Consider the following 20,659-nt stretch of genomic DNA (forward strand, 5'->3'; position numbering starts at 1 on the left):
AGAGAGCCCCTACTGCCTACTGCCTACTGCCTACTGCCTACTGCCTTCCTGATGCACCCCATCACCACCTCGGCGGCGATCTCGCCCGAGGGCCGCTCGGTCGCCATGCGGCGGGCGATCTCGGCAAAGCCCGCCTTTTGCCAGGCGCGCATGCCGGTGTCGGCAAACAGGGCTTCCAGCTGCCGGGCTAGGTTTTCCGGCCGGACATACTGATCGTAGAATTCCGGCACCAGCGCGCGGTCGGATATCAAATTGGGCAGCAGTGCCGACCACGTCGTCACCATATGCTGCAGAATCTGGCGCGCGATCGGGTCGAGCTTGTAGCAGGAAACCATCGGAACGCCTGCGAGCGCCAGTTCCAGCGAAACCGTTCCAGACGCGATCAACGCCGCATCGGCCTTGCCGAAAGCCTGCCATTTGCGCTCCGGCTCGGTGATGATTTCCGGCTTGTCGTCCCAGCTGGCGACCGAGGCCTTCACCGGCTCAGCGACATGCGGCACCGTCGGCAACAGCAAGCGCAGACGATGGCCGCGCTGGCGCAGGACCGACATCGTCTTGCCGAACGGCTCGATCAGCCGCCTCACCTCGCCGCGGCGCGAACCGGGCAGCACCAGCAGCGTCTTGACGCGATCGCCGGACAGGTCGCGCGGCATCGCCTGCGCCTTGGCGGCGCCAAGCACGCCCGAATCCTGCGTCAGCCGGTGTCCGACATAGGTGCCGGGCGGCCCGCCAAGGCGGGCGAGCGCCTTCACCTCGAAGGGCAGGATGCAGAGGATGTGATCGACATAGGGCTTCATCGCCACCGCCCTGCCCGGCCGCCAGGCCCATACGCTCGGGCAGACATAGTGGACGATCGGGATGGCCGGCGCCGTTGCGCGGACCTTCTTCGCGACGCGCAGCGAAAAGTCCGGACTGTCAATGGTGACCAGGCAATCGGGCCGCTCGGCCGCGATTGTCGCCGCCGTCTGGCCGATACGGCGCATCAGCCGCGGCAGGTCGCGCAGCACCGCGCTAAAACCCATCAGCGCGATCTCGCCGCCGTCGAAGAGCGGGTTCAGTCCCAGCTGCTGCAAGTGCCTGCCGCCAATGCCCACGAGCTGAACCTTGCGGCCGGTCGTGCGTTCGAGCGCCCGCACGATGTCGGCGCCGAGCAGATCGCCGGATTCCTCGCCGGCGACGATCGCGATCTTGAGCGGCTTGTCAGCGACCATTAGCCGGCTCCCCATTGGCCATTTTCGTCGCGGGCAGGCCGACAATGAACAGGCCAAGCGCATTGGCGCGAGCAAGCGTGGTCGGACCTTCAAGGATAAGCGAACGGCCGGCTTCGACGGCTATGCCGGCAAGGCCTGCCGCATGCGCGGCCTCGATGGTCTGCGGGCCGATAGTGGGCAAGTCGGCGCGCAATTCCTGGCCCGGCTTGGCGCATTTGACCAGCACGCCGCGCGCCTTGCCGGCCAGCCTGCCGTGGCCGCGCAATTCCCGCGTTCTGTCGAGCAGGCCGGCGGTGCCTTCAATGCCTTCGAGGGCGACGGCTCGACCTCCAATCGCAATCGCAGCCTGTCCGATATCGAGTGCGCCGATGGCCTTGGCCGCCTTACGGGCGGCTTCGATGTCACGCCAGTCGGACTGGTTTGGCCCGGTCACCGTCAATGGACCTTCGCCAGCCGTCAGTTCCGGAACGACTTCGTGCGCGCCGACGACCTTGACGCCTCGCTTTTCCAGGCCTCGGGTCAACACCTTCAGCAGGCCGTCGTCGCCGCGTCGCAACGCTCTGACCACGGAGGGAATTATCGCCAGCAGGCCAAATGTCGGCTTTATCCTGCTCAGCCGCGGCCTGCGCTTGATCTCGCCGGCCAGGACAAGGTGCGTGATGCCCCGGCGCTTCAGCAACGGAAACAGCAGTCCGATGTCTTCCAGCGCGAGTTTTTCCTGATCGTAGGCCGCGAAGTCCGCCTCGCGGTCGACCTCACCGGCGGCGATGATGATGAAGGGCACAAAACCGTGCTTGACTAGGCCATCGGCGACTTCGACGGGCAGGCTGCCACCGCCGGCAATAATGCCGACCTTCGAGCCCGGCGCGAGTTGGAACGCTGATGCGGCGCGCTCAGACCTCGTCATCGCCGCTGTCATCGTCGCCGCCACCTTTGAGCGATGGGACGGCAAAGTGTCGCTTGTCGCGACTGGTGATGAAATCGATGATCTTCATGGCCGTTGGCGACCCGGCGAACCCGGCCTTGGCGAGTTCCACATTCTCACCGACGGTGCGGGAACGATCGAAAATCGTCCTATAAGCCTTGCGCAGCAGGTAGATCTCGGAACGCGGCAGACCGGAGCGTTTGAGACCAATGATGTTCAAGCCGCGCAGGCTGGCGCGGTTGCCGACGGCAATGGCGTAGGGAATGACATCGCCGACAAAAGCCGAGCAGCCGCCGAGAAAGGCGTTGTCGCCGACACGCACGAATTGGTGAACCGCGCTTAGGCCGCCGATATAGACGTTGTCGCCAATCTCGCAATGTCCGCCGAGCGTCGCGCCATTGGCGAAGGTAGCGTTCTTGCCGACGACGCAATCATGGGCGATGTGGGCGTAGGCGAGGAAGTTGCCGTTGTCGCCGACAGTTGTCTCGCCACGGCTGGTGTCGGTGCCGACATGCATTGTGACGCCTTCACGAATGGTGCAGTTCGCTCCGATGACCAGGGTGGTGCGACCGCCCTTGTGCTTGGTGTTCTGCGGCGGCGCGCCGAGCGTCGCCATTGGATAGACCTTTGTCCCGGCCCCAATGGTCGTGGCGCCCATCACCGACACATGGCTGACCAGTTCCACACGATCGCCAATGATTGCATCGGCGCTGATATGGCAGAAGGGTCCGATGCGGACGCCTTCGCCGAGCCGGGCTCCTTCTTCGACGACCGAGGAAGGATGAATGGATGTCGAGACTTTCATGAGCATTTCGAACCGTCAGCCGGTAACCATCATGGCCGAAACCTCGGCTTCAGCGGCTTTCGCGCCGTCAACCATCGCCTCGCAGGCGAATTTCAGCAGGTTGCCGCGTTTCTTGATCTTTTTGACGTGGATCCTGAGCTGATCGCCCGGAACGACCGGCTTGCGGAATTTCGCGTTGTCGATGGTCATGAAATAAACCAGCGACGGCTTCTCGGTGTTGAGGCTGCGAATGCAGATCGCGCCCGCGGTCTGGGCCATGGCCTCGATGATGAGCACACCGGGCATGACCGGCTGCTGGGGGAAATGACCCTGGAAATGCGGCTCGTTGATGGTCACGTTCTTGATGCCGACAGCGGACTCGTCACCGTCTATGTCGACGATGCGATCGATCAGCAGGAATGGATAGCGATGCGGCAGGAGCTTCATAAGCCCCATGATATCGACCGCGTCGAGTGTCGTTGCCACCATATCAGCCATTTCCGTCGCCTTGCTTGCGCGTCCTGGCCATCCTGCGCAGCATCGCTATCTCGCGCATGGCTTCCGCCATGGGCTGCGCCGGGTAACCTCCCCAGACCTCGCCTGCCGGCACGTTGTTCATGAATCCACTTCTCGCAGCAAGCTTGGCCCCTGGTCCGATGGTCAGATGATCGGCAAGGCCGACACCGCCGCCCATGGTAACGTTGTCGCCGACGACGACGGAACCGGAAATACCCGAAAGCCCGGCTATAATGCAATTGCGGCCGATGCGAACATTGTGGGCGATCTGCACCAGATTGTCGATCTTGGTGCCTTGGCCGATGATGGTGTCGGACATGGCGCCGCGGTCGACGGTCGAATTGGAGCCGATCTCGACATCGTCCTGGATGATGACGCGGCCGATCTGCGGCACGCGTTCAGGTCCTTTGGCGCCGCCGACGAAGCCGAAACCATCCTGGCCGATCCTGGCGCCGCCATGGATGATGACGCGGTTGCCGACAAGCGCATATTGAATGCTGGCACCGGGGCCGATGAAGCCGTCGCGGCCGATCTGGCAGGAACGGCCGATAACGGCGTGGGGCGCGACGACCGTGCCGCTGCCGATGGATACGCCGGGACCGATCACGGCACCAGCCTCCACGATCGCCCCGCCCTCGACATGCGCGGATGGATCGATAAACGCATGCGCCGAGATGCCGGTTTCTCCGGTCATTGGCCCCGGAGTCGCGGCCTGCGGAAACAACAGGCGCCCGACCATCGCGAAAGCCTGCTGCGGACGCGGATGCATGAGCACCGCGATGCCCGGCGGCGCCTTGCTGGCAAAATCGGCAGGACACAGCACTGCGGCCGCCCTGAGCGACTGCATCAGGGCGAAATTGCGCTTGCCGTCGACAAAGACGAGCGCGCCATTGCCACCCTCGTTGGCGGGAGCCAGCGCCTCGATGGCAATTTCGGCCTGCGCGGAATCGAGCAGGCTGGCGCCGGTCAGATTCGCGACCTCGCCAGCCGTATACCGGCGTGAAGGCGCGAAGAACACCGGATCGGTCATTCCAGAAGCTATATCCAGCTGGGTCGGATCGGTCCACTCCGGGCCGTCAGCCGGCCCGGAACCATCGCAACCACGAAATTAGAAGCGGGTGGCGATACCGAAGTTGAATTCCTGCACGTTGTCGGTCGACTCTTTCTTGACCGGGATCGCATAGTCGATGCGGATCGGGCCGAACGGCGAGGCCCACATCAGGCCGACACCGACCGAGGCACGCAGCTTCATGCCAGCCGAGTCTGTGCTAACGCCGACAAGGTTGTTGCCATAAAGCGTGGCCGCATCCGCAAAGACGGCGCCACGCAGACCGAAGCTCTCCGGAATGACTGGAAGCGGGAACTGGGCTTCTGCGGAGGCATTGAAATACGTCGTGCCGCCAAGGTGATCACCGCTGCCGTCACCGGCAACCGGACCGATGCCGCCATACTCGAAGCCGCGGATCATGCGATCGTTGCTCTGGAAGAGATCGAAGATGCGAAGATCGCCACTGCCGTAGCCCGCGATGTAGCCTGCTCCGCCCGAAACAAGGCCGACGATATCAAGCTGCTCGGACAAGGTCTGGTAGACGCTTGCGCGTCCCGTAAGCTTGACCCACTTGGCGTCGCCGCCCAAACCGGCAAACTCGGTTGTACCGGTGATATAAAGGCCCTCATGCGGGTTCTTCATATCGTCGATTGTGTTGTAGACCAGACCGAGACTGACCGAGGACTTGAGCCAAGGGCTTTCCGCAACACCATCCCGAATCGCCTGAGAGATGGTGCACTTGGTTGAATCGTAGATCCCGTTGGTCGTGCAATCGTCTGCAAGCGAGTACTTCTCTTGCGAGATATTGTACGCGAGCTGCGTCGAGATATTGTCGGTGATCGGCAGGCCGAACCGAACGGTCGCGCCGGTGGTGTCGGTATCGTAGTGATCGTATTCGCGGGTCGACTTGTAGATGTCGAAGCCCGCCGCGATGCGCCGGCCGAGGAAGTAGGGCTCGGTGAAGGAAAGGGCGAAGTCGCGCGAATTCTTGCCGCCGCCGGCCGACAGCTTGATGTACTGGCCACGGCCGAGGAAGTTGCGTTCGGTGATCGAGCCTTCGATGGACGGGCCGGGCGTGTCGCCGCCGGTCGAATAGCCGGCGCCGACCGAGAACTCGCCGGTCGACTTCTCGACCACGGTGACCACGAGCACGACCTGGTCAGGGGCAGAGCCCGGAACCGTCGAAATGTCCACGGACTGGAAGTAATCAAGGTTTTCCAAGCGCTTCTTCGCGCGCTGGATGAGAACCTGGTTGAAGGCGTCGCCTTCGCTGACATCGAATTCGCGACGGATGACATAGTCGCGCGTGCGGTCGTTGCCGCGGATTTCGATGCGCTCGACATAGGCCTTGGTGCCCTGGTCGATGGTGTATACGACCGAAATGGTGTGGTTCTCGAAATTACGGTCGCCGCGCGGCGTCACCTGGGCGAAGGCATAGCCCGAGCCCGCGACCTTCTCGGTCAAGGCGACGATCGAATCCTCGACGTCCTTGGCGTTGTAGACGTCGCCCTTGTGGGTCTCGACCGCGGATTCCAGCGACTTCGAGTCAACCTCGGGAATGGTGCTTTCCACGCTGACGTCGCCGAACGTATAGCGATCGCCTTCCTGCACGGTGATGGTGACCGTGTATTTGTTGGTGGTATCGTCGAGCTCGCCGACGGCCGAGACGACCTGAAAGTCGGCATAGCCGTGATTGTAGTAGAAGCGGCGCAGCAGCTCCTGGTCGGCGCGCAGCTTGTCCTCGTCATAGACGTCGTCGCGCAGCACGAAGGAGAGCCACGACGAGCGCTTGGTGTTGATGACGTCCGACAGGCGGCGGCTGGAATAAGCGTGATTGCCGACGAAATTGATCGCCGCGATCTGGGTGCGGCCGCCTTCGTTGATGTTGAAGACCACGTTCACGCGGTTGTCGCCGAGATCCATGATCTGCGTGGTCACCGCGGCGTCGTCGCGGCCGATGCGCTTGTAGGCGGCTTTGACCGACTCGACATCGGCATCGAGCGCCTGCTGCGAGAAGGTCGCGCGCGGCTTCAGCTGGATGGCGGCCTGGAGCGCGTTGTCCTTCAGCTTCTTGTTGCCCTGGAACAGGACCTGGTTGACGACCTTGTATTCCGAAACCTTGACGACCAGGCTCGAACCGACCTGGTTGATCTGAACGTCCGAGAACAGACCGGTGCCGAACAGCGCCTTGACGGCGTCGTCGATATCGGAGCTGGAGAAAGGCTTGCCCGGCTTGATCGAAATGTAATTGCGGATGGTTTCCGCATCGACCCGCTGGTTGCCGCTGACCTCGACACGCGAAATGACCGCGGCCTCGGCCACCGACGTGGCGGCGAACTGCACTGCGAGCGCGCCTGGCACGACCAGAGCGGCGGACAAAGCCGCCGCGGAAGCGGCGCTCAGAAACTTGGATGCTGCCTTCATCGGGCTTTTGTACCTTTTTCTCGTAGTCCCCACGGCGAGAAAACCGGACGTGCGGTATTTTCCCTTACCGTATTAACCGGATTTTCCCTACACGCAAGGCTCCCGGTTAATTTGTATTTACTTAACCGTACCGCGTGGCTTTCGCGTCACGCATATCCCCACGCATGGTAAACGGCATCTCAATATGACCGGGTCTGAAGCCAAATTTCTTCATGATTTCAGCACCCAAACAGATCGTTCCAAAACACGAAGCCCATGAAGCCGAGCACCAGGAACAACCCGGCCCGGTAGGCCATCTCCATCATTCGTTCCGAAACGGGCCGCCGTATGATGGCCTCCACGCCGTAGAACAAGAGGTGGCCGCCGTCGAGAGGGGGAATCGGCAGGAGATTGAGAAATCCTATCCCGACTGACAGAAATGCAACAAGCTGCACCAGCCACTCGAAGCCGAGCTTGGCTGCCTGACCCGACATCTTCGCGATCTTGATCGGACCGCCCAGCTGGCATTTGTCCTCGCGTCCAAGCGCAAAACGTTGCAGGAACTGGCCGGTGCGCTCGATCACATACCCGGTTTCCTCCACCGCCGCCACCACGGCGCCGGCCGGCGTATAGGAGATCAGGCGCGGCTGGCCGAGCTCGGCGTTGTTGACGACGCCGATAACTGCGACCTTGATCTTGTTGCCCAGCGCATCCTGCTGCTCCATGGGCTCCGGCGTGGCCGTAACGTCGATTTCCTTGCCGTCGCGCAGCATGGTGAAGGTGATGGCGTCGCCCGCCCGGCCCGAAACCAGCCGCTGCACGTCGGCGAAGGTCTCCACCTTGCTGCCGTCGACTTTGACGAATCGGTCGCCTGGCTGGATTCCAGCCTTTTCCGCTGGGCTGCCCTTGGTGACTTCGGCGACTGTCGGCTCCAGGACCGGACGGCCATAAAGCGAAAACAGCACCGCGAACACGACGATCGTCAGCAGGAAATTGAACAGCGGCCCCGCAACGACGGTTGCGGCGCGCTTCCAGATGGGTTGCGTGTGGAAGGCGACCTCGCGCTCGGCTTCCGTCAGCGATTCGAGCTCTTCCGTGCTCGGCTGGCTCGATGTCGCGTTCATGTCGCCGACAAATTTGACGTAGCCGCCAAGCGGAATGGCGCAGAGCTTCCAGCGCGTGCCGCGGCGGTCGTAGAAACCGAAGATCTCAGGGCCGAAGCCGATGGAAAAAGCCTTCACGCCGATGCCGCACCAGCGGCCGATCAGATAGTGGCCCATCTCATGGACGAACACGACCACGGTCAGCACGAACAGGAACGGCACCAGCGTGCCAAGGACGAAGCCTTGTGCGCTGAAGACCGCGTGAAAGATGTCGTTCAAGTCATGCCCTCAAATTCGCCCGCACGCGACACTCCGCCGCGACTGTGGCATCAATCCGGGCGAATCCGTGGCGCGCGCCATTTTTCGCCTGACTGCTGCGTCGTTCAGTTCGGAAACAGCCCCAGTGCCGGATGCTCGGCGCCCGCCGCGATCCAGCCCAAGACGTACAGCGCGAACGCGGCCGCGACAAGCCCGTCCACCCTGTCCATGACGCCGCCATGGCCGGGAATGAGATTGCTGGAATCCTTGGCGCCGTGCCGGCGCTTGACCCATGATTCGAACAGATCGCCGATCTGCGAAACGATCGAAAGCGTCAGGGCGACGAGGCCAAGCTGGACGAGATTGCCGGCCCCGGCCGCAACCGCCAGCAGCAAGCCGGCGACAACGCCGCCGGCCGCGCCGCCCAGCGCGCCGCTCTGCGTCTTGCCGGGCGAGATCGAAGGCGCGAGCTTCGGGCCGCCGACCGCGCGGCCGACGAAATAGGCCGCAATGTCGGTCGCCCAGACCACGGCGAACAGGAAGAGAATCGCAATCAGTCCGGAATGATTGTCGTCACGGACATAGGCGAGCGAAAAGCCGGAAAGAGCCGCATAGGCCAGTCCAGGGGCTTCCCACGGCGCAGGCCCTCCCACGCGGGCGGCAATGGCCGCGACCGCCACAAGGATCGCCACAAGCAAGAGCAGCCACAAAGCCGGCACGCCGGCGATCAGCGCGCCGATGAAAACCAGAATCAGCGCTTCCGGCAGGAAACCGAGAGCCGCACCGCTCGCGGGGCGCGCCATGCGCGTCCATTCATAGAAGATAAGCGCCGCTATTCCCGCGCAGAACAGCCGAAACGGCAATCCGCCGAGCCAGGTGAGCGCAAGCGTCAGCGCCGCCATCACGATTGCCGAGATGACGCGCTGCTTGAGATTGCTCATGCGTGGCGGCGCCTAAAGCGCGACGTCGCGGGCGGCAAGCCCGCCGAAGCGTCGTTCTCGGCCGGCAAAGTCGCGCAAGGCGTCGGCCAGGTGCTCGCGGCTGAAGTCCGGCCAATAGCAAGGCAGGAAGATGAGCTCGCTATAGGCAGCCTGCCAGAGAAGGAAGTTCGACAGCCTGAGCTCGCCGCTGGTTCGGATCACCAGCTCGGGATCGGGAATGCCCTTTGTGTCGAGCGACGCGGCAAAACTTTCCGCCGTGATCGCGTCGCTCGCCATGTCGCCGCGCGCGACGGCATCCGCCAGCCTGCGCGCCGTGCGGACGATCTCGTCGCGGCCGCCATAGTTGAAGGCGATCACCAGCGTCAGCGATTCGTTGTCGGCGGTCAGCGATTCGGCCTCCTGCAACAGCCCTCTGATATCGGGCTGCAGCCCCTCTTTGTCGCCGATCACCCTCACCCGCACGCCGTTCTGGTGCAGTTCCGCGAGATCGCGGCGGATGAACAGCTTCAAAAGCCCCATGAGGTCGCTGACCTCGGATTTCGGCCGCGACCAGTTCTCCGAGGAAAAGGCGTAGACGGTCAGGTAGGATATGCCGAGCCCAGGCGCGGCGCGAACCGTCTTGCGCAGCGCCTCGACGCCGGCGCGGTGCCCGGCAAGGCGCGGCAGGCCGCGCGCCTTGGCCCAGCGTCCGTTTCCGTCCATGATGATGGCGACATGCGCGGGCGTTGCCATGGTCTCGCTTTCGGGCCGGAAAACCCGACCCTAAACCTGCATGATTTCAGCTTCCTTATCGGAAAGCAGGTGATCGATGGTGCTGATCGTCTCGTCGGTCAGCTTCTGCACCTGGTCGGAGCGCTTGCGCTGATCGTCCTCGCTGATGGTGCCGTCCTTCTCCGCCTTCTTGAGGAAATCCATGCCGTCGCGCCGCACATGGCGCGCCGCGACGCGGGCGTTCTCGGCGTAGCCATGCGAAATCTTGACCAGTTCCTTGCGGCGCTGCTCGTTGAGCTCCGGCAGCGGAATCCTGAGATTGGTGCCGTCGACGATCGGGTTGAAGCCGAGATTGGCTTCGCGGATGGCGCGGTCGACGGCGCTGACCATCGATTTGTCCCAGACCGAGACCGAAATCATGCGCGGCTCCGGCACCGTCACATTGGCCACCTGGTTGATCGGCATCGTCGTGCCGTAGGCCTGGACCTGGACGGCATCGAGCAGGTTGCTGGACGCGCGGCCGGTGCGCAGCGAGGCCAGGTCGTGCTTGAAGGCGGCGATCGCCCCGTCCATGCGTCGCTTCAGGTCTTCGAACTCGCCACTCATGATCATCTCCTCGACCCGTTCGCCGGGTTCACTGCTTGTGCCGTCGTCCCGTCCGCGGTTCCGTCTGACGGATCCCGGCCTCGGTTATTTGTCCGCGACGACCGTGCAATGGCCGCCGCCCCTCAGAATATCGCCGAAACCACCTTTTTCGTGGATCGAATAGACGATTATCGGAATGTTGTTTTCACGCGCAAGTGCAATCGCGGCGGTATCCATGATCGCAAGCCCGCGTTTGATGACCTCCGCGTGGCTGATGCGGTCGAAACGGACCGCGTTCGGGTCCTTCTTGGGGTCAGCCGAATAGACCCCGTCGACCTGCGTGCCCTTGAACAGCGCATCGGCGCCGATCTCGGCGGCGCGAAGAGCCGCGGCCGAATCGGTGGTGAAGAACGGATTGCCGGTGCCGCCGGCAAAGATGACCACCTTGCCCTGGTTCATGTAGGCGGTCGCCTGGCGCTGCGAAAAGCTCTCGCAGAGTTCCGGCATGGCGATCGCCGAAAGCACGACGGCGTCGACGCCGATCTTGTTGAGCGAGGTGCGCAGCGCCAGCGAATTGATGACGGTGGCGAGCATGCCCATGTGATCGCCGGTGACGCGGTCGCCGCCCTTCGAGGCCACGGCGACGCCGCGGAAGATGTTGCCGCCGCCGATGACGACGCCCACTTCGACGCCCAGCGCGCGCGCCTCGGCGATGTCGGCGGCGATGCGGTCGACCACGGAGACGTCGATGCCGAAATGCTGCTCGCCCATCAACGCTTCGCCGGAAGCTTTCAGCACGACACGTCGATAGAGGGGCTTCACCGTCATCTGGATCCTCGAATATCTCGGCGCGGCAATTTTGGAGGCAAAACCGCCCCCGCTTCATCCGGCGATGCTGTCATGACGGGTTGACCCGATACACGAAGGGCGCGGCGATGTCACGCCGCGCCCTCGTGCAAAATCCCAGGCTTTTTCGGTCAGTTGCCGCCTTTTGATCAGTTGCCGCCTCTTCAGTTGCTTGAGATGCTGACCGCCTCGCCTTCGATCATGACCGCAGGCGAATAACCGGCCGGCTTGTCGCCAGTCACGGCCCCGCCGGTCACTCGGACCTGGATTTCCGAGCCGAAATAGGAATGCGGGAACGGCGCGGGCGTAGCGCTGACCTTTTCCAGCCGCGCGCGAAGTTCTGCAGGAATCGAAAAGTCGAGCGCGCCGAGATTATCCTCGAGCTGCGCAAGCTTCGTCGCTCCGAGGATGACGGAAGCGATGCCCGGCTGCGTCGCCGCCCAGTTGAGCGCGACTTGAGCCATGCTGCGGCCGAGCTCGGCGGCCACTTTCTCGAGCTCCGCCACGATCGCCCAGTTGCGGTCGCTGAATTTCTGGAAGCCGGGATGCGTGGTGTTGCGGAAACCGTCGAGCCGGCCGGCATTGCCGTCCTGTGTCGGCTTGTATTTTCCGCTCAGCAGGCCGCTGGCCAGAGGGCTCCATACCATGATGCCGGCGCCGTGACGGGTGGCAAAGGGCACATATTCATGTTCGATCGTGCGTTCTGCCAGCGAATATTCGAGCTGCAGTGCCGAGACCGGTTCGTAGCCGCGCAGTTCCGCGATCGCCTGGGCGCGGCCGGCATACCAAGCCGGCACGTCGGAGAGGCCGATATGGCGCACCTTACCGGCGCGAACGAGGTCGTCAAGCGTGCGCAGCACCTCCTCGGCCGGGGTGATCCTGTCCCAGACATGCAGAAGGTAAAGGTCGATATAGTCGGTGCCGAGCCGTTTCAGCGAGGCTTCGACGGCCCGCATGATGTTCTTGCGGCCATTGCCGCCGGCATTCGGATTGCCCGGTTCCGAGTTGAAGGTGAATTTGGTGGCAATCACTGCCCTGTCGCGCAGGCCGCGCTCGGCGACGAACTCGCCGAGCCAGGTCTCGGCGGTGCCGCCGGTGTAGAGATCAGCCGTGTCGAAGAAGTTGCCGCCCGCTTCGACATAGGCGTCGAACATCGCGCGGGCAGTGTCCCTGTCAGCACCCCAGCCCCATTCGGTGCCGAAGGTCATGGTGCCGAGAGCCAGCCGGCTGACGCGCAACCCGCTGTTGCCAAGCGTGTAATAGGTCATGCTCATGTTCTCCGATCGTGTCTGCTTATTGGCCGGGAGTCGCCTTGACCCAGGGATTGCCGCGCTCATGCGTCATCCGGAACGTGAAGCCGTCGACCTTCCAGCCGGTACCGGAACGCGTCAGGTGGTGCTCGTAGGTGCCCCAGACTTCCCAGAGCGGGTCGCCATTGCCTTCCATCCGGTTCCAGGCATAACCGTTGGAGCGGACCGTCGCCGCACCGGCGTCGAAGGACACCTGATGGTTGGTGCGCAGATGCAGGCTGGTCTTGCTGCCTTTGAGGTTGCCCGCCCAGGCGCCGATCAGGTCGTCCGAGGCGATGTTGGCCGCAGGCTTTCCAGACAGAGTGCTGAAGTCTGCGGTCACTCGATCCGCAAAGTAGCTGCGGGCAAGCGTCCAGTCCTGCGCGTCGACGGCACGGTCGATGGCATCGGCAATGCGGATGACGGCGCGCTCATCGGCGAGCGCCCGCCAGTCGGACGGTTCTGCCCCGCCGGCGTCGATCGGGGCCAGCGCCATGCCTGCCGCGAAAGTGATGTGCCTCAACGCATTCATCTTTTTTCTCCCTTGTGCATCAGCCCGCCGCCGACATCTGGCGACAATGTGGACCGGCGCGCCAGCAACGATAAGATTGCATTGTTCGCATGGACCATGCGATATCGTTCATGAATGGATCGCGACCTGCTTAGCCATCTTCCGGTCATCGTCGCTGTCGCGCGACGCGGCGGCTTTGCGCTTGCCGCGGCCGAGCTCGGCATGAGCGCTTCGGCGGTGAGCCACGCGGTGCGGCTGGTGGAAGAGCGCATCGGCCAACCGCTGTTTGCGCGCACGACACGCAGCGTCTCGCTGACCGAGGCAGGCAAGGCGCTGGTGGAGACGGCGGCCCCCGCCCTGCAGGACATCGCCGAGCGGATGGACCGCATCCGCGGCGTGAAGGGAAGGCCGGCCGGCCTGCTCAGGATCAACGCCTCCAACATAGCGATCCCCCTGGCGGTGACGCCGGTGGTCGCGGCCATGGCCGAACGCTATCCCGACGTGACGGTCGAGATCGTTGCCGACCAGGGACTTATCGATATCGTCGGCGAAGGTTTCGACGCCGGCATCCGGTTGGGCGAGATGATCGCGCAGGACATGGTCACCGTCAGGATGACGCCGCCGTTCAAGGCCGTGATCGTCGCCTCTCCCGCCTATGTCGGCAAGCACGGCCGTCCGCGCGACGTAGCCGATCTCGCCAATCACAACTGCGTCGGCTACCGGCTGGTCCGATCGGGCGCGCTTTACCGCTGGGATTTGAACGACAGCGGCAAGGATGTCGTCGTCGAAACGCGCGGCACGGCCATCGTCACGGATTCGCTTGGCGCCATCGATCTGGCGCTGGCCGGCCTCGGGCTCGCCTACGTCTTCGAGCCGCTGGTGCGCGCCGACTTGGCAGCCGGCCGTCTCGTCCAGATCCTGCCGCGGACGGCGATCGAGGAGCCCGGTCTTTTCCTTTACTTTCCGCGTCGCGCATCGATGGCGCCGAAGCTCAGGGCCTTTATCGACACCGCACAAGAAATCGGCCGAGCATCCATGCGGACACCCGGCCGAGTTGCCTGAGCTCGTGAGCTCTTCACCTTAAGGAAACGCTGCGCGCTCCCCCTCGGATCGGAGCTATTTCTTGACCGCGGCCGCGACTTCCGCCGCGAAATCGGTCGTTTCCTTCTCGATGCCTTCGCCCAGCGCGAAGCGCAGATAGGAGGTGATCTTCGCCGGAGCGCCGATCTCCTTCTCGGCATCCTTCAGCGCCTTCTCGACGGTGATGTCGGGATTGAGCACGAAGGCCTGCTTCAAAAGCACCACCTCTTCGTAGAACTTGCGCAGGCGGCCCTCGACCATCTTCTCGATGATGGCTTCCGGCTTGCCCGACTGGCGCGCCTGGTCGGAGAAGATCGCCTTCTCGCGCTCGACCAGCGCCGGGTCGACTTCCTCGGCGCTCAGCGCGACCGGGTTGCTGGCGGCGACATGCATCGCCACCTGGCGGGCAAAGGCGTTGGCCGCATGCTCGTTGCCGGTGGTCTCGATCGCGACCAGCACGCCGAGCTTGCCCAGCCCATCGGCAACCGCGTTGTGCACATAGGTCGCCACCGCGCCATGCGGCACGGCGAGCTTCGCCGAGCGGCGGAAATTGATGTTCTCGCCGATGGTGCCGACCGCGTCCTTGACGGTCTCGGTGACAGTCTTGTCGGAGCCCGGATACTTGGCCGCGGCAACCGCCTCGGTCGCACCATAGGCGAGCGCGACCTTCGCGACATTGCGGACCAGTTCCTGGAACTGCTCGTTGCGGGCGACGAAATCGGTCTCGGAATTGACTTCGACAACCGCGGCCTCACGCACGCCGGCATCGACGCCGATCAGGCCCTCAGCGGCGGTGCGCCCGGCCTTCTTGTCGGCCTTCGAGATACCCTTCTTGCGCAGCCAGTCGACGGCCGCTTCCATGTCGCCGTTGGTTTCGTTCAACGCCGCCTTGCAGTCCATCATGCCCGCGCCGGTCAAGTCGCGGAGTTCTTTGACCTGTGCAGCCGAAATCGTCATTGTCGCCTCTTTGTTTCAAATGCGCCGACGCACCATCGGGACTCGATGATGCGCTCGGCAAAAGCGCTTTAGCGCGCCAATTTATTGGAAAGATGAAGGCCGGGACCCGGCCTTCCTTATCAAGCTTCCGGAGCTTCGGCAGCCGGAGTGTCGAGCGCGGGCTCGACCGGAGCCTCGGCCGAAGCGCCGATGTCGACGCCGAGCGCGCCCTGCTGGCGGGCAATGCCGTCGATGGCGGCCTTGGCGATCAGGTCGCAATAGAACTGGATGGCGCGGGCCGCGTCATCATTGCCGGGGATCGGGAAGTCGATCTTGTCCGGGTCGCAGTTCGAATCGATGATGGCCACGACCGGGATGCCCAGGCGCTTGGCCTCGAGGATCGCGATCGCTTCCTTGTTGGTGTCGATGACGAACATCAGGTCCGGCGTCGAGCCCATGTCCTTGATGCCGCCGAGAGCCTTGTTGAGCTTCTCGCGCTCGCGATCGAGGTTCAGGCGCTCCTTCTTGGTGAGGCCCTGGGCCTCGCCGGCGAGCGTCTCGTCGAGCTTGCGCAGGCGCTGGATCGAATTCGAGATCGTCTTCCAGTTGGTGAGCATGCCGCCCAGCCAACGCGAGTTGACATAGTACTGGGCCGAACGCTGCGCGGCGTCGGCAACGATGTCGGACGCCTGGCGCTTGGTACCGACGAACAGCACGCGGCCGCCCTTGGCGACAGTGTCGGACACCTGCTTCAGAGCCTGGTGCAGCAGCGGCACCGTCTGCGACAGGTCGATGATGTGAATGTTGTTGCGGGCGCCATAGATGTAAGGCGCCATCTTCGGGTTCCAGCGGTGGGTCTGGTGGCCGAAGTGAACGCCAGCTTCCAAAAGCTGGCGCATGCTGAAATCTGGCAGAGCCATTCTTTAGTTCCTTTCCGGTTGGCCTCCACGGACACAGGCATTTCGGACATATGTCCTGATGCCACCGGAGGTTTCAGCCGGATTTCTCCCGGGCAGACACCAAAGTCCGTGTGTGGAATGAGCGCGCATATAGAGGGGAAGTCTCATAAACGCAAGCCGGGTCCCGGAAAACGCCCTTACCTGCGGCGATCCGCCCAAATCTCAGCGTTTTACCTTGCCGTTCGGCACCCTGACGCGGCGAAAGATCGCGACGATTTCCTCGCGGCTGCATTCGATGGCGCCAAGCCGAACCGCGCGATCGCGCTCGAAGCCGGTGATGTCGTAATGCGGCGCCGACGTCTTGGGCGGCCCTTGATAGGAGGAAAGCTTGAGGCCGAGTTCGGTGGCGAAGCGATGCAGCTCGTCCGTCTCGTCGGCAAGGAGATGACACCAGCGGTGGCCGGCCCATTTCCAGATCGCCGCATCGACATAGACCGCCATCAGGCTCGCCGCATTTGGTGAGCCTCACACATGGCGTTCACAAGCCAGGCCTGCAAGCTGGACGGCTACCGTCGAAGCGCTGCTATTTCGACGCCGGGCAAGGCTTGGTCTGGTCGAACAACGACAGGTTCACCAGCTTGCCGGTCATCGAGAAGTCGCCATAGTCCATGACGAGGTCGCGAGTGATGCCGTTCTCGTGCAGCTTGAAGCTGATCCGGTACTCCGGCACCTCCTCGCCGCTTTTGTCGGTATCGTCGAAATAGGCAATGTCGACCGGCCAGTATTTGTCGGAGGCGAGCTTGGCCAGCGCCGGCGCTTCCGGATCCGTCTTTTCTGCGTCCGTCTTCTTGCCGACGATGACGGTGGTGGTCATCACCTTGTTGGCATCCTCTGAACCGTCGAACAGATTGGTCTGGTAGAAATTCTCGCCCTTCTCGGCCTTGCCGATCAGCTCGACCAGATGCTGGGTCGGAAACTGCGTCGCCGCGAGATCGAGGCTGCTCTTCTCCGGCTTGTCGATATCGACCTTCAGGCCCTTCGCTTCCCTGGTCGCCGTGCCCTTGACTTCCTTGTCGAGGTTCTGGTCGACAAAGGATTTCGTCACGAAGGAAAAGGTCTTGCCTTCGGCGTCCTCGAAAGTCGTCGTCTGCTGGTCGGTCAGCCTGGTGTTGTCGTTGGTGACGATCTGCGTGACGAAGCGGAACTTGACCGTATAACCTTCGCAGGCCGAGCCGTTGAACTCGTAGACCATGCGGCCGGTGATGCCGGTAATGCCTGAACGGTCGGAGGCCTTGCTGAGCGTGAGATCGTAGACGGCGCGATGCGCCTGCAGCGCGGGCACCGCAAAGGCCGGCGCCATCGGAAGCGCCGCCGAAAAACAGGCGGCGGCGAGGAAAAGGCGCGTTGCGCGCATGCGTTACTCCGATCGTCGCAGCCGGGGGGCAGGCCGCAGGGAAAGATGGTCCAGCTTAAAAAAAGTCGTGGCGGAAGCGAGGCAAAAATAGCAATTTCGGCCCCCGCCAACGCGGCGTCTTCCAGCAATAGGGAAAACCAATGAGCGAAACAATCGAAAAGCGGCTAAGCGATCTTGGCGTCACCCTTCCGGCCGCCGCCGCGCCCGCCGCCAACTACGTGCCCTATTGCCGCACCGGCAACACGCTGTTCACCGCCGGCCAGCTGCCGCTGAAGGACGGCAAGTTGCAGGCAAGCGGGTTGCTCGGCCGCGACATCGACACGGCCGCCGGCAAGGAAGGCGCGAAATTCTGCGCCATCAACATCCTGGCGCAGGCCAAGGCAGCACTCGGCGACCTCGAAAAAATTAGCCGCCTGGTCAAGATCACCGTCTTCGTCGCCTCCGCGCCGGATTTCGTCGAACAGCATCTTGTCGCCAACGGCGCCTCCGACTTCCTGGTCGCGGTACTCGGCGAGCGCGGCAAGCACGCCCGTTCCGCCGTCGGCACCGCCTCGCTGCCGCTCAACGCCGCGGTCGAGATCGAAGCGATCTTCGAAGTCGAGTGAGGTTCAAGATGACCGATCTTTCCTGGCTGATCGCGCAGCCTGTCGCGCATCGCGGCTTCCACGACATGAACAAGACGCGCTGGGAAAACACGCTGTCGGCCTTCGCCGCGGCGGCCGAGCGCGGCTATGCCATCGAATGCGACGTGCATATCTCGTCGGACGGCGTCCCGGTCATCATCCACGACGGCGATCTGAAACGCCTGACCGGCCAGGACGGCTTCGTCTGGCAGCGCACCGCGGCCGAACTGGCGACGCTCAAGATCGGCGGCACCAAGGACCACGTGCCGACGCTCAAGGAAGCGCTCGACCTGATCGACGGCCGCGTGCCGCTGGTGGTCGAGCTGAAAGGCGTTCCTGGCCACGATGCCGGGCTGGTGGCGAGCGTCGGTCGGCTGCTCAAGCGCTACAAGGGCAAGGTGGCGATCATGTCGTTCGATCACTGGCTGATCCGCGACTTCGCCAAGGACGCGCCGGGTATCCCCGGCGGGCTGACCGCCTATGGCAGGGACAACCAGTTGATCGAGGCGCATTTCGCCATGCTCGCGCACGGCCTCGCCTTCACCTCTTACGCCGCTGGCGACCTGCCCAACCCCTTCGTCAGCTTCGTGCGCGAAAAGCTGAAAATGCCGGTCATCACCTGGACCGTGCACGACCAGCCGGCGGTCGACCTCACCTTCAAATATGCCGATCAGATGACCTTCGAGGGTTTCGAACCCGATCTGGTCAAGGTCGCCTAGAGCCGGATGATTTCAGGTCAAACGACCTGAAATCCGATCCGAATCAATCTAAAGAGAAAGCATGATGTCGTCCGAAAACCGCTTGACACTTTTCGGCATCATGCTCTCGGGAATGCCCGAAAACGTGACTTGTAGCAGCCCTGAGGACGCTTAAATAAGCCCCATGGATCAGGGCGACGACGACGATGGACGGGCAGCGAACGCGGATTATGCGATCCGCGTCGCGGCGGGCATCGGCGCCTTCACCTGCGAGGAGTGGGACGGCTTTGCCGGAACCACGCGCGGCGACAAAGAAAACGGCTACAACCCGCTGGTTTCATTCGCTTTTCTAAGCGCATTGGAAGATTCCGGCTGCGCCATCCGGCGCACCGGCTGGCAGGGCCATCACCTGCGGTTGGAAACCGCGCAAGGCAGGCTTCTCGGCGCCGTCCCCTGTTATCTCAAATCACACAGCCAGGGCGAATATGTCTTCGACCATGGCTGGTCGGACGCCTTCGAGCGCGCCGGTGGCCGCTACTATCCCAAACTGCAATGCTCGGTGCCGTTCACGCCGGTCACCGGCCCTCGCCTTCTGGTCGGCAAAGGCGAGAATGTAGGTGCCGTGAGAGCCGGACTGGCGGAAGGCCTGAAACTCGTGACCGACAAGCTCGGCGTCTCTTCCGCGCATGTCACCTTCGCCAACGAGCCTGATGTCGCGACGCTGGAAGCGGCGGGCTTCCTGCATCGCACCGACCAGCAGTTCCATTTCTTCAACGAAGGCTTTTCGAACTATGATGACTTCCTCGCCACACTTGCCTCGCGCAAACGCAAGGCGATGAAGAAGGAGCGTCGCGAGGCGCTTGCCGATGGCATCTCGATCGACTGGTTGACCGGCAAGGACATCACCGAAAGCGCCTGGGACGATTTCTTCGCCTTCTACACGGATACCGGCGGCAGGAAATGGGGCCGGCCCTATCTCAACCGGCAGTTTTTCTCCCTGATCGGCGAGCGCATGGCCGATGACATTCTTCTGGTGATGGCCAAGCGCAACGGCCGCTACATTGCCGGCGCCATCAACTTCATCGGTTCCGACGCGCTTTATGGGCGCAACTGGGGCTGCATCGAGGACCACCCCTTCCTGCATTTCGAGGTCTGCTATCATCAGGCAATCGACTTCGCCATCGAGCGCAAGCTGACGGTGGTGGAGGCCGGCGCACAGGGCGAGCACAAGCTGGCGCGCGGCTACCGGCCCGTGACCATGCATTCGGCGCACTACATTTCGCATCCCGGTCTGCGCAATGCCGTCGCCGACTATCTTAGGCGGGAGCGGCGCGAGGTTGAACGCATGGGCGAATATCTCGAAGAGCACACGCCCTTCCGCAAGGACCTCGCAGAATAAGGTCTCGCGGTCAGTGCGGCTTTCGGGCGGCGATCGGAACCAGGAACGAAAAGCAGGCGACCAGGAACAGCACCGCGCCGGCAAGCGCCAGCAAATCGCCCGCGCGCCATGCCGCGGCGATGAAAAACAGCGCCGACACGATGAACAGCAGCCAACCGGCGACGACCCACTTCATGATTGCTCCGTCCTAATGCAATTCCAGGAAAAGTGTGAGCGGTTAAGTTCGGCGCCTTCGCCGTAACCTCCCGCCCGGAATTGCGTAAAAACAAAGAGATGGGACGTTTCGCCGTTTTCGTGAAACGGCGAAACGCTCTAGATTGCCGCATCAGACGACAAATGTCGGCTCTCAAGCAATAGCAGAGCCTGCCGTCGAGAGCTGCCTATAATATTGGCTAAGCAACGAAGCCGGCTCAACGCCTGCTGTTTACCGGATTGGTGGAATCCGCTAAGTCATCGCCAGGGGCATTGGTGCGCGAGCA

At 63.0% G+C, this 20,659-nt stretch carries 22 protein-coding genes; 4 read left to right on the forward strand and 18 right to left on the reverse strand.

The window, feature by feature from the left end; genetic code table 11:
• Window positions 1–23: 23 nt before the first annotated feature.
• From lpxB to FJ417_RS05800, 13 genes are all read right to left on the reverse strand, one after another.
• Window positions 24–1,211: a lipid-A-disaccharide synthase gene (gene lpxB, locus FJ417_RS05740; protein WP_140782800.1), complete on the reverse strand. Its 1,188-nt coding sequence runs from the start codon at window positions 1,209–1,211 to the stop codon at window positions 24–26.
• Window positions 1,201–2,118, reverse strand: a complete 918-nt coding sequence (gene lpxI / locus FJ417_RS05745) for a UDP-2,3-diacylglucosamine diphosphatase LpxI (RefSeq protein ID WP_140782801.1) — start codon at window positions 2,116–2,118, stop codon at window positions 1,201–1,203. Before lpxI ends, lpxB begins: the two co-directional genes overlap by 11 nt.
• Window positions 2,105–2,941, reverse strand: a complete 837-nt coding sequence (gene lpxA / locus FJ417_RS05750) for an acyl-ACP--UDP-N-acetylglucosamine O-acyltransferase (RefSeq protein WP_140782802.1) — start codon at window positions 2,939–2,941, stop codon at window positions 2,105–2,107. Before lpxA ends, lpxI begins: the two co-directional genes overlap by 14 nt.
• A 15-nt stretch (window positions 2,942–2,956) precedes the next feature.
• Entirely contained in the window at window positions 2,957–3,418 is a 462-nt protein-coding gene (gene fabZ, locus FJ417_RS05755; protein ID WP_140642679.1) for a 3-hydroxyacyl-ACP dehydratase FabZ, read from the reverse strand.
• Complete coding sequence (gene lpxD, locus FJ417_RS05760; RefSeq protein WP_140782803.1) at window positions 3,411–4,466, reverse strand: UDP-3-O-(3-hydroxymyristoyl)glucosamine N-acyltransferase; 1,056 nt, start codon at window positions 4,464–4,466, stop codon at window positions 3,411–3,413. The genes fabZ and lpxD overlap by 8 nt, the downstream gene beginning before the upstream one ends.
• Before the next feature lie 78 nt (window positions 4,467–4,544).
• Window positions 4,545–6,908 carry an outer membrane protein assembly factor BamA gene (gene bamA, locus FJ417_RS05765; RefSeq protein WP_140782804.1) on the reverse strand — a complete coding sequence of 788 codons (2,364 nt, stop codon included), beginning with the start codon at window positions 6,906–6,908 and terminating at the stop codon, window positions 4,545–4,547.
• A 218-nt stretch (window positions 6,909–7,126) separates the two neighbouring features.
• On the reverse strand, window positions 7,127–8,269 hold the full coding sequence (gene rseP, locus FJ417_RS05770; RefSeq protein ID WP_140782805.1) for an RIP metalloprotease RseP: 1,143 nt from the start codon (window positions 8,267–8,269) through the stop codon (window positions 7,127–7,129).
• Between the two features lie 104 nt (window positions 8,270–8,373).
• A complete protein-coding gene (locus tag FJ417_RS05775; protein ID WP_140782806.1) occupies window positions 8,374–9,189 on the reverse strand; it encodes a phosphatidate cytidylyltransferase in 816 nt (271 codons plus the stop codon).
• A 12-nt stretch (window positions 9,190–9,201) separates the two neighbouring features.
• Entirely contained in the window at window positions 9,202–9,921 is a 720-nt protein-coding gene (locus FJ417_RS05780; protein ID WP_140653097.1) for an isoprenyl transferase, read from the reverse strand.
• A gap of 30 nt (window positions 9,922–9,951) precedes the next feature.
• Window positions 9,952–10,506 (reverse strand): ribosome recycling factor, encoded by a 555-nt coding sequence (gene frr / locus FJ417_RS05785; protein ID WP_140642694.1) that lies wholly within the window; start codon window positions 10,504–10,506, stop codon window positions 9,952–9,954.
• Between the two features lie 84 nt (window positions 10,507–10,590).
• The gene (gene pyrH, locus FJ417_RS05790) at window positions 10,591–11,313 is read right to left on the reverse strand and encodes a UMP kinase (RefSeq protein ID WP_095765617.1); all 723 of its coding nucleotides are present in this window, start codon (window positions 11,311–11,313) and stop codon (window positions 10,591–10,593) included.
• Window positions 11,314–11,495: 182 nt separating this feature from the next.
• Entirely contained in the window at window positions 11,496–12,605 is a 1,110-nt protein-coding gene (locus FJ417_RS05795) for an aldo/keto reductase (protein ID WP_140782807.1), read from the reverse strand.
• Window positions 12,606–12,624: 19 nt separating this feature from the next.
• On the reverse strand, window positions 12,625–13,152 hold the full coding sequence (locus FJ417_RS05800; RefSeq protein WP_140782808.1) for a nuclear transport factor 2 family protein: 528 nt from the start codon (window positions 13,150–13,152) through the stop codon (window positions 12,625–12,627).
• Window positions 13,153–13,266: 114 nt separating this feature from the next.
• On the opposite strand from FJ417_RS05800, the gene FJ417_RS05805 reads away from it, so the two are divergent.
• Window positions 13,267–14,193 carry a LysR family transcriptional regulator gene (locus tag FJ417_RS05805; RefSeq protein ID WP_140708798.1) on the forward strand — a complete coding sequence of 309 codons (927 nt, stop codon included), beginning with the start codon at window positions 13,267–13,269 and terminating at the stop codon, window positions 14,191–14,193.
• Between the two features lie 54 nt (window positions 14,194–14,247).
• Here the strand turns inward: FJ417_RS05805 and tsf are convergent, their stop codons facing one another.
• The 4 genes from tsf to FJ417_RS05825 form a co-directional block, all read right to left on the reverse strand.
• Entirely contained in the window at window positions 14,248–15,168 is a 921-nt protein-coding gene (gene tsf, locus FJ417_RS05810) for a translation elongation factor Ts (RefSeq protein ID WP_140708796.1), read from the reverse strand.
• A 119-nt stretch (window positions 15,169–15,287) separates the two neighbouring features.
• Window positions 15,288–16,067, reverse strand: coding sequence for a 30S ribosomal protein S2 (gene rpsB / locus FJ417_RS05815; protein ID WP_140653092.1), 780 nt, complete (start codon window positions 16,065–16,067; stop codon window positions 15,288–15,290).
• A gap of 201 nt (window positions 16,068–16,268) precedes the next feature.
• Window positions 16,269–16,547: a DUF4031 domain-containing protein gene (locus FJ417_RS05820; protein WP_140708794.1), complete on the reverse strand. Its 279-nt coding sequence runs from the start codon at window positions 16,545–16,547 to the stop codon at window positions 16,269–16,271.
• Window positions 16,548–16,629: 82 nt separating this feature from the next.
• The gene (locus tag FJ417_RS05825; RefSeq protein WP_140642714.1) at window positions 16,630–17,460 is read right to left on the reverse strand and encodes a cell envelope integrity EipB family protein; all 831 of its coding nucleotides are present in this window, start codon (window positions 17,458–17,460) and stop codon (window positions 16,630–16,632) included.
• 140 nt (window positions 17,461–17,600) lie between these two features.
• Here FJ417_RS05825 and FJ417_RS05830 point away from each other — a divergent pair, with 140 nt between their 5' ends.
• From FJ417_RS05830 to FJ417_RS05840, 3 genes are all read left to right on the forward strand, one after another.
• Window positions 17,601–18,065: a RidA family protein gene (locus tag FJ417_RS05830; protein WP_140653090.1), complete on the forward strand. Its 465-nt coding sequence runs from the start codon at window positions 17,601–17,603 to the stop codon at window positions 18,063–18,065.
• Window positions 18,066–18,073: 8 nt separating this feature from the next.
• A complete protein-coding gene (locus FJ417_RS05835; protein WP_140782809.1) occupies window positions 18,074–18,802 on the forward strand; it encodes a glycerophosphodiester phosphodiesterase in 729 nt (242 codons plus the stop codon).
• Between the two features lie 163 nt (window positions 18,803–18,965).
• Window positions 18,966–20,180, forward strand: a complete 1,215-nt coding sequence (locus tag FJ417_RS05840; RefSeq protein WP_140782810.1) for a GNAT family N-acetyltransferase — start codon at window positions 18,966–18,968, stop codon at window positions 20,178–20,180.
• Between the two features lie 10 nt (window positions 20,181–20,190).
• Here FJ417_RS05840 and FJ417_RS05845 read toward each other — a convergent pair whose 3' ends face one another.
• Entirely contained in the window at window positions 20,191–20,355 is a 165-nt protein-coding gene (locus FJ417_RS05845; protein ID WP_140708788.1) for a cytochrome oxidase subunit III, read from the reverse strand.
• Between the last annotated feature and the right edge of the window lie 304 nt (window positions 20,356–20,659).

The organism is Mesorhizobium sp. B3-1-7 (assembly GCF_006439385.1).
Classification (GTDB): domain Bacteria; phylum Pseudomonadota; class Alphaproteobacteria; order Rhizobiales; family Rhizobiaceae; genus Mesorhizobium.